The sequence below is a fragment of the Blautia sp. MSK.18.38 genome (genome assembly GCF_024460535.1).
GTDB lineage: Bacteria > Bacillota > Clostridia > Lachnospirales > Lachnospiraceae > Blautia_A > Blautia_A fusiformis.
This window is the reverse complement of sequence record NZ_JANFYP010000033.1, coordinates 15,531-29,061: the sequence shown is the minus strand read 5'-3', so window position 1 is coordinate 29,061 and position 13,531 is coordinate 15,531. Positions and strand designations below refer to the sequence as shown.

Below are 13,531 nucleotides of genomic sequence, written 5' to 3'. Positions count from 1 at the left end.
GTGAGAATCCGCATTATCTCGATGTGAGTATGTTTAATCACATTTTGAGTGGCAGGTGATCGATGAAACTGATCCATTTATCAGATCTTCACCTGGGAAAACGTGTCAATGAGTTTTCCATGATCGAAGATCAGAAATATATTTTGAATGAAATCCTGAGGATCATTGATAAAGAAGCACCGGACGGGGTTCTTCTTGCGGGGGATCTTTATGACAGACCGGTTCCGTCTGCGGAAGCCGTGCAGCTTTTTGACCGGTTTCTTACGCAGTTGGCAGAAAGGAAGATTCCGGTGTATGCCATCAGCGGAAATCATGACAGTGCGGAAAGGATCGCTTTCGGTTCACAGATCATGAGTAGCAGTGGGATCTGCATGACCCCGGTATACGATGGAAAAACAGAAAAGTACTGTTTAACGGACAGCTATGGAGAAGTGTGGATCCATCTGCTTCCATTTGTGCGTCCGGCAACTGTGAGGCACGGGCTGGAAGGAGAAGAAGAGGTGGATGAGATCCGTACCTACCAGGAGGCCGTGCAGGCGGCAGTTGCACATATGGAGATTGATAAACGTCATCGCAATGTACTGATCGCCCATCAGTTTGTGGTCGGTGCAATGCGCTGCGATTCTGAAGAGATTTCCGTTGGAGGTATCGACCAGGTGGAGGCAGATGTGTTCCGGGATTTTGACTATGTGGCACTTGGTCATATCCACAGTCCTCAGAATGTGGGAAGCGAGCACATCCGCTACTGCGGAACTCCTTTGAAATATTCTTTTTCCGAGGCAGGACAGCAGAAATCCGCGACAGTTGTGGAGCTCCTGGAAAAAGGAAATCTCAAGATCAGGGAGATTCCGCTGAAGCCTCTACGGGATATGCGAAAACTGAAGGGCACATACATGGAAATCACATCACTGTCCGGTTATCAGGACACAAACACAGAGGATTATGTGCAGATCACGCTGACAGATGAAGAAGATATCGTAGATGGAATGCAGAAGCTCCGTACTATTTATCCGAATCTGATGAGGCTGGAATATGATAACCGACGCACAAGAGAAAACCAGGAGATCGCAGGCACAGAAACGGTGAAAAGGAAATCTGAGCTGGAATATTTTGAGGAATTTTTTGAACTGCAGAATAACCAGCCCATGAATGAAGAACAGCGGAAATATTCCGAAGACCTGATCCGTAAGATCCAGGAGGTGAAATAATGAGACCGAAAAAACTGACCATCAGTGCCTTCGGGCCATATGCGGACAAAACAGAGATTGATTTTTCAAAGCTTGGAGAGGGAGGTCTCTACCTGATCACCGGTGACACCGGAGCGGGAAAAACCACGATCTTTGATGCGATCACCTTTGCGTTATATGGAAGAGCCAGTGGAGAGGTAAGAGATCCGGCCATGTTTCGGAGCAAATATGCAGAGCCTTCCACAGAGACCTTTGTGGAGCTTGTTTTTTCCTATCAGGGGAAAAATTATCACGTGCGCCGGAGTCCGGAATATATGGCTCCGAAAAAAAGAGGCACCGGACAGACTCTTAGAAAAGCTGAAGCACAGCTGATCTATCCGGATGAACGTCAGCCGGTGACAAAGGCAAAAGATGTTACTGCGGCAGTGGAACAGCTTCTGGGACTGAGTTATGATCAGTTCACACAGATCGCAATGATCGCCCAAGGGGATTTCCAGAAATTACTTCTGGCAGGAACTACACAGAGAGGAGAGATCTTCCGACAGCTCTTTCACACAGGACTTTATCAGCAGATTCAGATGAAACTTAAGGATGCGTCAATAGCCAGATATAAGGAATATGATGAAATGCGCCGCAGTATTGCCCAGTATTTGGATGGAGTGAAAACGGAGACTGCTTCATGGCAGGAGGCAGAGGAATTTGACGAACTGAAAAAGATAAAATTCGAGGGAAAACTGGAGCGGAGTCTGGAACTTCTGAAGCAGTTTCTGGAATATGGTGAAGCACAGGAAAAAGAGCTCCGGGAAAAAGAAGACTCGCTTAATCAGGATATACGAAAAGCAGAAGAGGCACAAAATCTTGTGGCTCAGAAACGAAATCTGGAGCTGAAAAAGAAAAAAGCGGAAAAAGATCTGGAAGAATTAACACCACTTCTACAGCTTGCAGTAGAAGAGGCGGAAAAATATAAAGATGCAGATCACAGATGTGAAGAGCTTGGAATCAGGATCCGTGAAAAAGAAGAAAAGCTGAAAAAATATCAGGAGCTGGAAAAGCTGAAAAAAGAGCTGGAAACAATCGAAGGAAAGCTTGAAACAGTCAGTGAAAAAAAAGAGAAGGATATTTCCGAAGAGCAGCTTTTGCAGAAAAAAGATGAGGAAGAAAAAAAACGCCTTTCAATACTGGCAGATGCAGGAGAAGAACTACAAAAATACAAGTTTGAGTACGATAAACTGGACAGTGAAAAACGAAGCTATGACAGCTGTCTGCTGACGGAAGAAGAGATCAAAAAAGAACAGAAACAGATAGATGGATGGCAGGAAGAAATCATCCGGAAAGAAACGCAGCAGAAGGAAGAGCTGGAGCAGCAAAAGAAAGACAAGGCGCTGTTGGACAGCGCGGAGCTGGAACTTCAGAAGGCAGAGACGAAAAAGACAGAAGGGCTTCGGAAAAAGAAAGAATTAGAAGGACTGATTGCTCTGGTTAAGGAGTTTCAAGGGGCTTATAATGCCACGAAAGAGCAGCAGGAAAAATATAAGATTTCCATTGAAAAAGTACAAAAGCAGAGAGAAGTTTACCAGAAACTGTTTCAGAGTTTTCTGGACGCGCAGGCAGGGCTCCTGGCGCAGGAACTGAAAGAGGGCTGCCCATGCCCGGTATGTGGTTCTTTCGAGCATCCGCGTCCGGGAATACTTCCCAAAGGACAGGTTGTGGATCAGGAAATCCTGGACAGAGAGAAACAAAAACTGGACAGACTGGAGAATGACGCAAATACGCAGAGTGTGGAAGCAGGAAAACGAAAAGAACGCCAGAAAACATTATGGCATCAGATCCAGAGGGAGGCACAAGAGCTTTTACATGAGACGGAATGGAAAAAGCTGATCCCTTTGCTGAAAGAAAAACAGGACCAATGTGAAAAGCAGCTGGCAGACAGCGAGGAAGAGATTCGCATAGCAATAGAACGTAAAAAAAAGAAGAACGAAACAGAAACGTGGATCGAAAAGCTGGAAACAGAGATCGTTCAGTTACAGGAAGAGAAAAATCAATGTGACAGAAAACAGGCCGGTCTTCAGACAAGAGACGTGGAAAACAAAAAGCAGCAGCAGATAACAGCAGAAGAGATCCGAAAACTGATTCAGAAAAGTCTGGTGGCAGGAAATGGAGAAGTGACGGACAACACAGCTGCAGGATTTGAAAGACAGATACAGGATATGCTCAGCTGCCTGTCAGAAAAAGTTCAGGGAAAGGAAAAAGAAGCAAAACAGAAACAGGATCTTGAGAAGCTGATCATAGAAAGAGAAAAGACTCTGAAAGAACTGGGAAGAGTTATCAATGAAGCTGCACAGGACATCGTACGTCTGGAAACAGAGAGGAAGAACAAAGCACAGAAAGTGGATGAGCTGAACGAAGAGATCGGAGAAGGTGGAAAAGAATCTCTGGAACAGGAAATAAAAACACAGAGGAAGCTGTATGAAGAGCTGAAAGAAAGCAGCAGAAGAGCTCAACAGAAATTACAGGAGATCCGGGCGGAAAAGGAAAGAATAACAGCGGTTGTAAAAAACTTTGAGGAGCAGAAAAAAGAAATCGGAGAAGTAGATGAGGATGCGCTCAGAGAGCAGTACAGCCGTTTTAGGGAAGAGAAAACACAGCTTTCGGAAAAACGAAAAGCACTTTTTTCTGTTCAGAAGGGAAATGAGGAAATATATCAGAAAGTGCAGGTACGTCAGACGGAAATGACTGCGGCGGAAAAAGAATATGTCTGGATGAAAAATCTTTCGGATACAGCAAACGGAAAACTGAACGGAAAATCTAAGATCGAGTTGGAAACCTATATCCAGATGGCATATTTTGACCGGATCCTGCGAAGAGCCAATCTCCGTCTTATGACCATGAGCAGCGGCCAGTACGAGCTGAAACGCCAGGAACAAAGCAAAAATCAGAAAGAAAAAGCAGGTCTTGATCTGAATGTCATTGATCACTATAACGGAACGGAACGAAGCGTAAAGACATTGTCCGGTGGGGAATCCTTCCAGGCATCGTTATCCCTGGCGCTGGGACTTTCCGATGAGATCCAGGCTTCAGCCGGGGGAATCCGGCTGGATTCCATGTTTGTAGATGAAGGATTCGGATCCTTGGATGAGGAATCCCTGGAACAGGCCCTGAAAGCCCTGACAAGTCTGGCCGACGGAAAACGTCTGGTAGGAATTATCTCACATGTGTCAGAACTGAAGGAACGGATCGAAAATAAGATCATCGTCACCAAAAAATGTGGTGGGGATGGTGTGGGAAGCAGTATAAAAATTCAGTGAAAACGGCAGGAAATCTTCCGATAATCATTGGGAGTCATACCAGTTTGCTGCTTGAAAATACGGCTGAAGTAACGAAAATTGGGATATCCTACCATGTGGGATATCTCATTTACGTGATAGGAAGAAGTTTTCAGCAATTCTTTAGCTTTCTGGATACGCAGATCGGTAAGAAGATCCGTAAAATTTTTGCCGGTTGTCTGTTTGATCAGTCTGCTGATATAAGGAGTACTTCGGTTAAATTCATCGGCGATACTGTATAGGCTCAGAGGTTTTTCATAATTTGCGCGGATATATTCAATCAGCTGACTGGTCAGGTAGTTGTTTTTATTAATTTTATCAGTATTCAGAAGGCCTGCAATCTGAAACATCCAGTCCTGAAATATTTCAGTCTTTTTTTCCGGAAGTGAGGAGGTTGAAAAAAGCTCTTTCTGTGTTTTGGTGATCTGACGTACCGAATCTGACAGTTCCGTGGAAGCTGACTGAAAAAAAGAAAGAAAAAGAGTCATAAAACTATACATGAAACTGTTGAACTCATCAGGAGTTTGCCGGGTGAAAAACTGGGAGATCTCATCAAAATGCCTTTGAATCATTGTTTTGTCACCGGAAGACAGGGAATTGAGAAGAACCTGAAAATAGTTGGATTTTTCATACATGACAGCAACGGGGTTGGTTTCCAGATCACGGTAGAGCATGACAAAATGACTGGAATTTTTCAGGGTATTAAAAATTTCTACAGTCTGGCTTCGAAGCAGGGGAATTTCAGACAGATTCTCAGAGTGACTGCTGATGGCTGCGGACATGAGAACGTGATTCTTTTTTAGTTCCCCATGTATGAAATTAGTTATTTTTGTAAGTTGTTTTTCATCAATGTCCGGACATAAGGAATACAAAGCGTTTCCATAAGAAAAAATAAGAGCTCCCGGAATCTGTTCCTGAAGATAATGTTCGGCGATATGCGTAAAGTAATATTCTTTTTCCAGATCTTTTGAAACTGTTGTAGAACATTTGCAGTATAAAAGGTAATAGCTTTTAATATGATCCAGGCGGAGCATGGTGACTTCTTCATGAAAAGAAGAAGAAAGGGAAGTGGTGTTCCTGAAAAGTAACCGTTCAAAAAAATCTTTTTGAAGATTTCTGATATTTTCTTTTAGATAGGATTCATATTTTTTGCGCATGATCGCCTGATTTTTCCGTTCGGTGATAGTATGTATAGCTTTCAATACGGATTCTTTCAGGACGTTTTCGTCTACTGGTTTTAGGATATAATCGAAAACATGGTTTTTAATCGCTGTCTGTGCATACTTGAAATCAGAAAAACCGGTAATCAGTATTACGATCTTATCTGGAAAATTATTATGCACGAAAGAAGAAATATACAGGCCGTCTTTTCCTGGCATACGGATATCCGTAAGAATGATATCTGGTTGCTGAGAGGATATGATCTCCAGTGCTTTTGCTGCATTGTCAGAAGTAAAAATATTCTCTTTTTCTGTAAAAATCTGTGAAATATACATTTTAAGTTTTTCCAGGATGATCTTTTCATCATCAACGATCAGAATTTTCATTTTGTCAGGTCCTCCCTTTGATGTATTTGTGGAATACGGATCGTAACACATACAGAAGTACGGTCTTCCATATTTTCAAGAAGCAGTCCATAGGAATTTCCGAATTGGGACCGTAGCCGCATCTGAATATTTATAAGCCCAATGCTTTTCTGGTCGGAAAAAGAAGTTTGTGATACAGAGTGAATCTTTTCAATTACCTGGTGAGAAAACAGGGGGCCGGTGTTATAGACTTTGATCAGTACATCGTCTTTAAAAGTAAATAATTGAATAGAAAGAAAGCCATTTTCCACAGATTCACTGATACCATGTATGATAGCGTTTTCAACGACCGGCTGTATGATCAGTTTTGGGATATACAGATCTTCCATGGGATCGTTACATTCGATCAGAAAAAGAAGCCGATCCTGGAAACGCATTTTCTGAATATCCAAATATTCTCTTACGTAATTAAGATCTTCTGAAATAGGAAGAAGATCAGAGCCTTTGATGCTCATTCGCATGATATCAGCCAGTTTTGGAACGATATCTGTGATTTGCGCTGTTTTTCCAAGAGATGCCAGGCTTGAGATACAGTCCAGGGTATTGTAAAGAAAATGTGGGTTGATCTGTGCCTGAAGCGTTTTCAGCTCTGCGTTTTTTAGAAGAATCTGTTGTTCCGTGATCTTCTTTCCGGATTCCTGAAGGCGCAGGAGCATATGGTTGTATTCCTTTGTCAGCTCAGAAAATTCGTTGCTGGAAACTGTGTGGATCAGGGCGGTTTCATCGGCAACAGAAGTTTGTTTTAACTTAGTGATAAAAACCTGAAATTCCTGGGATATGGTTCTTGAAATCTGAATAACAGCGAAAACCAGTATCAAGAGAAAAAATATGGAAATAACCAGTAGCTGACGCCATACACGATTGATCGAATGAAATGCGCCGGTTGTGTTGAGAAGCCCTCCGATTTGTAAGAAATCGTTTACAGAATAGCGGATGGCATAAAAATTACTATTCCCCCTGTGGGAGTGATAATTCATATTCATGCTGGCTGTGACGGATGGGGCATAGGGGGAAGTTGTATATACCAGGTCACTATTTTGAAAAAGGGAATAATAACTATATTCAGAATCCTGATGCTCCGTGATCATATCCTCCATAAACCGGATATTGATCTCAGTCAGTAAAATACCGATCTTCTTTTCCGGTTTCTGAATGTCAAAAATATTTTTGGCAGCAGTGATGGTATAAGGTTCCTTTGGAGAATAGTAATAACAGAGAGTTCCCTTTGGTTGTTTTAGATACTCACTGAGCTGCTCCAGTTTTTGCTCCTGTTGTTCCAGGGTGGAATTATAAATAGTCTGATTGGAAATGATCCCATTATCGGTCAGAACAATATAAACCCGTTGAATTTTAGACTGAGCACCTAAAAGATATGTGGAGAAAAGGGTGTTACACTGGGACTGAACTTCTTCCGGACTGAGCTTTTTATCTGCATAGGAATGGATCAGAGACTGAATTTCTGTTCCGTAAAGCAGCAGATCAATGTTGGAGTTCAGTGAGGAAAAATAACTGGCTGTATTTTTTGCGATAGACAGAGTATTCTCTTCATGTTCCAGAAGAATATTGTTACGGGATTCTTTTACATAAATCATATAAAAAGAAGATAATAAAATGATATAACTGAGAATCACAACTGGAAGAACGATGACAAGAATTCGAAATTTTATAGAGTGTTCTTTAAATTTTGCAGTAATAGAAAACAATTCTTACCCCTCCTTTCGGTATTATTATATAATGATGAGTAAAAAAAACCAATACATATTATGAAAAGTGACACATAATGTCAAGAAGTGTGCACTGTTTTGATATTAAAAATTATAATATAATGAGTTCATCAAAAAAGAACGGAGGGTTTACAAATGAAGAGAAGAAAGGTGACAGCGTGCGCAATGGCAGCGCTCATGGCAATGGGGCTTGTTGGAACAGTGATGCCGGTTTACGCAAAAAGTAATCTGAAAAATGTAGACGATGTAGTTGAGATCAAGATGGCAGTGTGGACTTCCGGAGCTGCGGATATTTACAATAAAGCAGCGGAAGGGTTTAATCAGACTCATGATAATATAAAATTATCTGTGGAGATGCAGTCCGGAGATTATAACCAGTATCTTGGAGCAAAGACAGCGGCAAAAGATCTGCCGGATCTTTTTGAAGTAAGTTCTTATTCTCAGGTATATGATTTTGCACAGAACGGGCTGCTGGCAGACGTAAGCGATCATGAGTTTGTGGACAAACTTTATGACAATGCAAAAGAAGCAGTTACTTATGATGGCAAAGTGTGGGGATTTCCACAGATGTATGAATGGTGGGGTGTACTTTATAATAAAGATCTTTTTAAAAAAGCAGGAATTGAAAAAGTGCCGGAAACTTTTGATGAGATGAAAGCAGTCTGTGAAAAACTTCAGGCTGCGAATATTACACCATTTACCGCTATTTATAAAGATAACTGGACAGTAAGTCAGGAATTCTGCTCCTTATTCGGAGGAGTACTTGGTGGAAAAGATAAGATCGACAGCTGGCTGGATTCCATGAATAAGGGAGAAGGGAGCTTTAAGGTGGATGGCGTAGACAGAGTCTTTGATTTTATGGATCTTATGAAAGAAAATTCCGGACAGAATTATATGGATTCGGATGCGGCCACAGGATTTTATGCATTTGCAAACCAGGAAGCAGCAATGATCTTTCTTTCAGATGCGGCAACGATTTCTGTAGGAAGTGTAACACAGGATCTTCCCATCGGATTTTTTGCAGTTCCAGTAAGTGATAACGCAGATGATGCAGAAGTTGTGGCATGTGCAACAGATGCGATCGTGGCCAACGCAAACGGGGAACACTTGGATGAAGCCCTGGAAGTGCTTGATTATATCGGAGATGGCGGGGACTGGCTGAAAACAGTGACCAACAGCTACGGCGGCTTTATGGCTTGCATGGACATTGAAGCAGATGATGAAATTGCAAGTAAGGATTATTATAAAGATCTGAAAGCGTATATGGATGCAGGAAAGGTCAGAAGTACTTTGTGGAATCAGCTTCCAAGCGGAGCAAGCGATGTTCTGGGCGATGATGTTCAGGGATATTTTGCAGGAATAACCGATGAAGATCAGACACTGGATGCTCTTGATGAAGGATTTAAAAAGCTTGCAGAAGAATAAACACACAGGAAAACAGGCGGACTTTTAAAAGTCCGCCTGCTATATACGGGGGTAGGAAACATGTCGGACATTTTATACAGAAAACAGAAAAAATATTATTTCCTTCTTGTGCTGCCGGCACTGTGTATTTATACTTTTGCGCTGGCAGGACCGTTAATTTTTGGAACGATCCCGAATTCGTTTTTCAGTTGGAATCTGATCAAAGGAACGCATAACTGGATCGGAATAAAAAACTTTGTCGATTTGGTTCATGATAGAGATTTTATACAATCTATGTTTTTGACGTTTAAACTTGCAGTGGTTACGATTGTTCTGACCAATGTACTGGCTTTTTTTATAGCTCTGGCGTTGAATACACATATTTTCGGTAAGCCAGTGATCCGGGCGTTCTTTTTTATTCCGAATATTATCAGTGGAGTTATGATCGCCCTGGCGTGGACATTTATTTTTCAGAAAGTAACGCCAATAATTGGAGAACTTTTACATTCGGAAGCAGTAACAGGGTTTAGCTGGTTCGGGAGTTCAACGGCAGCATTTGCGGCGGTATCAGTGGTTACCGTGTGGCAGGGCCTGGGATTTTTGATGATCCTTTACATCACAGGTTTGCAGTCGATTCCTCTTGATGTGATGGAAGCGGCATGCATTGACGGATGTGTGGGACTGAATCGTATTATAAAAATCCAGCTTCCGCTTCTGATGCCAACGATTACGATCAATCTGTTTGTATCTATTGCAAATGCATTTAAAGCATTTGATATTAACTACGCTTTAACCGGCGGCGGACCTTCAAAAACAACACAGACGATCGCCATGAATATTTATGATGACGCATTTGGAACTTTTAATATGGGGTATGGCTGTGCGAAATCGGTGATCCTGTTTTTGATCATAGCAGCAATTTCCTTGATTCAGCTTAATATTACTAGAAAAAGAGAGGTGCAGTCATAATGACATGGAAAAAGAAAATTGCAGGTACCGCAGCAATGTTTATATTAGGCTTTATTTTTATTTTACCGGTATTGTGGATCGTTATGAATTCAATTAAAACAAGTCCGGAAATTGCGGCTGATTTTCTGGCATTACCAAAGTCTTTATATCTTGATAATTTTAAAAATGCCATGGAAAGCATGAATTTTTTAGTTGCATTAAAAAATTCTGTTGTGATTACATTGGGAGCTATGCTGGGAGGGCTGTTCGTATCGTTTGCCGGTGCTTTCGGAATCTCACATCTTCGTGGGAAAATCTCACAGAATCTGTATCTGTATTTTGTTTTCGGACAGATCGTGCCGTTTCATGCAGTTATGATTCCTATTTCTGTACTTGCTACAAATACCAATCTTACCAATTCCCTTGGAGGAATTATCATTCTTGATATTGGATTCTTCTGTGCGTTTGGAATTCTGACGTTTACGGGATTTTTGAAAAATGTACCTCGGGAGCTGGAAGAAGCAGCCGCAATAGATGGATGTGGAGTTTTTCGAATTATGACGCAGATCGTATTTCCACTTGTTAAACCAGCAACGGTTACCATTGGTGTATTGTTTTTTATGTGGTCCTGGAATGACTTTCTGCTTCCCAGTATTCTCATTGGAGACAGTGAACTGAGACCGCTGACGGTAAATCTTTTCATGTTCAGAAGTGCTACCAGCACACAGTGGAATCTGTTTATTGCAGGACTTACCTTGTGTATTATTCCCACAATTATCCTTTACATCTGTGCACAAAAATATATTACAAGCGGACTGACAATGGGAGCTGTAAAATAAAGGAGGAATGAAGATGCAGTTATTCAGGATCATTCCGTTGGAAAAAGATCTGTGGGCGATCAATGAAATAGATAAGACGGTTATGTATGTGATAAATGGAACAGAAAGAGCTCTTCTTCTGGATACGGGACTGGGACTTACCGATTTAAAAGAAGAAGTTTTGAAACTTTGTGGAGAAAAATCTCTGATTGTTGTAAATACTCATGCTCATGTGGATCATAATTCAGGAAATTATCAATTTGAAGAAGTATGTGTGGGAAGGTATGACGAACCTTTTTCCCATCAGATCGTAGACCAGGAGCTGAGAGAAATGTCTGAGCTCATGTTCTTTGAAATTCCTGAAAAAGAGGGATTTTCGTTTGGAATGTGGAATCCCGGACCGGCAAGAAAAATCTGTACAGTCAGGGATGGGGATATCTTTGATCTGGGAGATAAAAAACTTAAAGTTCTGGAAGTTCCCAGTCATACCCTGGGGTGTATTGCATTGTTTGAGGAGAAGAAAGGATGGCTTTTTACAGGAGATATCATGCTCACCTGGGAAGTGTGGGGACATTTGAATCCTGGAAAAAGTCCGCTTGCCCCATCTGCTTCTTTGCGTGTATACTATGAAAGCCTTTTAAAATTGAAGAAAATCAGAAAAAAAGTAAGCAGCGTTTTTCCTGCTCATGTCTGCGAAAAAGAAAAAGACTGTTATAAAAAGTATGCGTTATCTCCGGAAATTATAAATATATATTGTGACGGAATTGAGAAAATATTTTCAGGAGAACAGAAAGGTGAACCTTATTTTCATATGGTCGAAAACGGAAGTGTTGTGAAATTTACAACAGGTGGTATTGTCTATCAGAAAGATAGGATGAATTAAATAGGAAAATATCGGCAAGTTGATTGATTATAGATTCCCTCAAAAAAATCCCCTGTACGGTTCGGCGTTTGTACGTAGATCCGGCACAGGGGATTTTGGTGTTTATAAGATCAGACTTTCTGATATTCTTTCTTTTTCTCAGCCTTGGCTTCGCAGGTAAGCTCAACACCAAGCTTACGGAAGCTGATCACATCCACATCGGAAAGCATTACGGAAGTATGAGCCTGGCATCCACGGAGATTCGGGATCTGTTCCAGGGCAAGGCGTGCGGCATCGCTGGTTGCGGCACTCATGGAAAGGGCGATCAGGATCTCATCAATATGGAGACGTGGATTCCTGCTTCCCAGATATTTGGTCTTCAGCTGCTGGATCGGATGGATGGCATCCGGAGAGATCACATGAAGCTCGTGATCGATTCCTGCCAGCTCTTTCAGGGCATTGAGAAGAAGCGCAGCGGATGCGCCGAGAAGATCGGAGGTTTTTCCGCATACGATCTTTCCGTCAGGAAGTTCCAGAGCGGCGGCAGGGCCATTGGTTGCTTTTTCTTTTTCGAGGGCAGCCGGAACAACCTTACGGTCAGTGATCTCTGCATGAGCCTGCTGGAGAAGAAGCTCGATCTTACGTACCTCATTCTCTGTGCCGGAGCCGGAAACCAGAGCGTTCATGCTCTTATAATAACGGCGGATGATCTCCTGGCGGGAAGCCTCCTGGCATACTTCATCGTCAACGATGCAGTTACCTGCCATGTTGACACCCATATCTGTCGGAGATTTATAAGGGCAGCTGCCCATGATCTTCTCAAACATGGCCTGTACAACAGGGAAAACTTCTACGTCACGGTTGTAGTTGACGGTAGTTTTGCTGTAAGCCTCCAGATGGAACGGGTCGATCATGTTGACATCGTTCAGATCTGCAGTGGCAGCTTCGTAGGCAAGGTTTACCGGATGTTTCAGAGGAAGATTCCAGATCGGGAAGGTCTCGAATTTTGCATAGCCGGCTTTTACCCCACGTTTGTATTCGTGGTAAAGCTGGGAAAGGCAAGTTGCCATCTTTCCGCTTCCTGGTCCCGGTGCTGTGATCACGACCAGAGGTCTGGTAGTCTCGATATAATCATTCTTTCCATAACCCTCGTCACTTACAATAAAGGAAGTGTTGCTTGGATAGCCGGGGATCAGGTAAAGCTTGTAGACACGGATTCCCAGTTTCTCCAGACGTTTTTTGAAGAGATCGGCACTTTCCTGGCCGGAGTACTGTGTGATGCATACGCTTCCCACGTACAGGCCACGGCTTGTAAACTCATCCATAAGACGGAGAACATCTTCGTCATAGGTGATCCCAAGATCGCCACGTACTTTATTCTTGTCAATGTCATTGGCACTGATAACAATAACGATCTCCGCCTGATCAGAAAGCTGCATCAGCATACGGAGCTTGCTGTCCGGTTCAAAACCCGGAAGAACACGGGATGCATGGTAGTCGTCAAACAGTTTGCCGCCGAATTCAAGATAAAGCTTGTTGCCGAACTGACCGATTCTTTCACGGATGTGTTCTGACTGCATTTTCAGATATTTGTCATTATCAAAACCTATTTTCATTTGTCTGATTTCCTCTCCTCTTTAATTTTCCAATTCACTGGGAACAGTATACTACAACTTTAC

9 protein-coding genes are annotated in these 13,531 nt (G+C 42.3%); 6 read left to right on the top strand and 3 right to left on the bottom strand.

The window, feature by feature from the left end; all coding sequences use genetic code 11:
• Positions 1–62: 62 nt before the first annotated feature.
• Both NE638_RS15910 and NE638_RS15905 read left to right on the top strand, forming a co-directional pair.
• On the top strand, positions 63–1,208 hold the full coding sequence (locus NE638_RS15910) for an exonuclease SbcCD subunit D (RefSeq protein WP_021651526.1): 1,146 nt from the start codon (positions 63–65) through the stop codon (positions 1,206–1,208).
• Positions 1,208–4,492, top strand: a complete 3,285-nt coding sequence (locus tag NE638_RS15905) for an AAA family ATPase (RefSeq protein ID WP_022426844.1) — start codon at positions 1,208–1,210, stop codon at positions 4,490–4,492. The genes NE638_RS15910 and NE638_RS15905 overlap by 1 nt, the downstream gene beginning before the upstream one ends.
• On the opposite strand, the gene NE638_RS15900 is transcribed toward NE638_RS15905, so the two are convergent.
• Both NE638_RS15900 and NE638_RS15895 read right to left on the bottom strand, forming a co-directional pair.
• A complete protein-coding gene (locus tag NE638_RS15900; protein WP_118368601.1) occupies positions 4,486–6,057 on the bottom strand; it encodes a response regulator transcription factor in 1,572 nt (523 codons plus the stop codon). The genes NE638_RS15905 and NE638_RS15900 overlap by 7 nt on opposite strands.
• Positions 6,054–7,799 carry a sensor histidine kinase gene (locus NE638_RS15895; RefSeq protein ID WP_173746673.1) on the bottom strand — a complete coding sequence of 582 codons (1,746 nt, stop codon included), beginning with the start codon at positions 7,797–7,799 and terminating at the stop codon, positions 6,054–6,056. The genes NE638_RS15900 and NE638_RS15895 overlap by 4 nt, the downstream gene beginning before the upstream one ends.
• A 156-nt stretch (positions 7,800–7,955) precedes the next feature.
• Between NE638_RS15895 and NE638_RS15890 the strand changes: the two genes are divergently transcribed.
• From NE638_RS15890 to NE638_RS15875, 4 genes are read left to right on the top strand one after another with little or no spacing between them, the layout of a single operon-like run.
• Positions 7,956–9,245 carry an ABC transporter substrate-binding protein gene (locus NE638_RS15890; protein ID WP_015525935.1) on the top strand — a complete coding sequence of 430 codons (1,290 nt, stop codon included), beginning with the start codon at positions 7,956–7,958 and terminating at the stop codon, positions 9,243–9,245.
• 60 nt (positions 9,246–9,305) lie between these two features.
• A complete protein-coding gene (locus tag NE638_RS15885) occupies positions 9,306–10,193 on the top strand; it encodes a carbohydrate ABC transporter permease (RefSeq protein ID WP_021651521.1) in 888 nt (295 codons plus the stop codon).
• The gene (locus tag NE638_RS15880) at positions 10,193–11,011 is read left to right on the top strand and encodes a carbohydrate ABC transporter permease (protein ID WP_021651520.1); all 819 of its coding nucleotides are present in this window, start codon (positions 10,193–10,195) and stop codon (positions 11,009–11,011) included. The genes NE638_RS15885 and NE638_RS15880 overlap by 1 nt, the downstream gene beginning before the upstream one ends.
• 13 nt (positions 11,012–11,024) lie before the next feature.
• The gene (locus tag NE638_RS15875; RefSeq protein ID WP_173746671.1) at positions 11,025–11,873 is read left to right on the top strand and encodes an MBL fold metallo-hydrolase; all 849 of its coding nucleotides are present in this window, start codon (positions 11,025–11,027) and stop codon (positions 11,871–11,873) included.
• A 110-nt stretch (positions 11,874–11,983) separates the two neighbouring features.
• Here NE638_RS15875 and NE638_RS15870 read toward each other — a convergent pair whose 3' ends face one another.
• Positions 11,984–13,468, bottom strand: a complete 1,485-nt coding sequence (locus NE638_RS15870) for a DUF1846 domain-containing protein (RefSeq protein ID WP_173746669.1) — start codon at positions 13,466–13,468, stop codon at positions 11,984–11,986.
• Positions 13,469–13,531 lie beyond the last annotated feature (63 nt).

Excerpts from the sequence above, each read along its gene's own strand:
- NE638_RS15910 (WP_021651526.1), top strand. The coding sequence starts at position 63 with ATGAAACTGATCCATTTATCAGATCTTCACCTGGGAAAACGTGTCAAT.
- NE638_RS15905 (WP_022426844.1), top strand. The coding sequence starts at position 1,208 with ATGAGACCGAAAAAACTGACCATCAGTGCCTTCGGGCCATATGCGGAC.
- NE638_RS15900 (WP_118368601.1), bottom strand. The coding sequence starts at position 6,057 with ATGAAAATTCTGATCGTTGATGATGAAAAGATCATCCTGGAAAAACTT.
- NE638_RS15890 (WP_015525935.1), top strand. The coding sequence starts at position 7,956 with ATGAAGAGAAGAAAGGTGACAGCGTGCGCAATGGCAGCGCTCATGGCA.
- NE638_RS15885 (WP_021651521.1), top strand. The coding sequence starts at position 9,306 with ATGTCGGACATTTTATACAGAAAACAGAAAAAATATTATTTCCTTCTT.
- NE638_RS15880 (WP_021651520.1), top strand. The coding sequence starts at position 10,193 with ATGACATGGAAAAAGAAAATTGCAGGTACCGCAGCAATGTTTATATTA.
- NE638_RS15875 (WP_173746671.1), top strand. The coding sequence starts at position 11,025 with ATGCAGTTATTCAGGATCATTCCGTTGGAAAAAGATCTGTGGGCGATC.
- NE638_RS15870 (WP_173746669.1), bottom strand. The coding sequence starts at position 13,468 with ATGAAAATAGGTTTTGATAATGACAAATATCTGAAAATGCAGTCAGAA.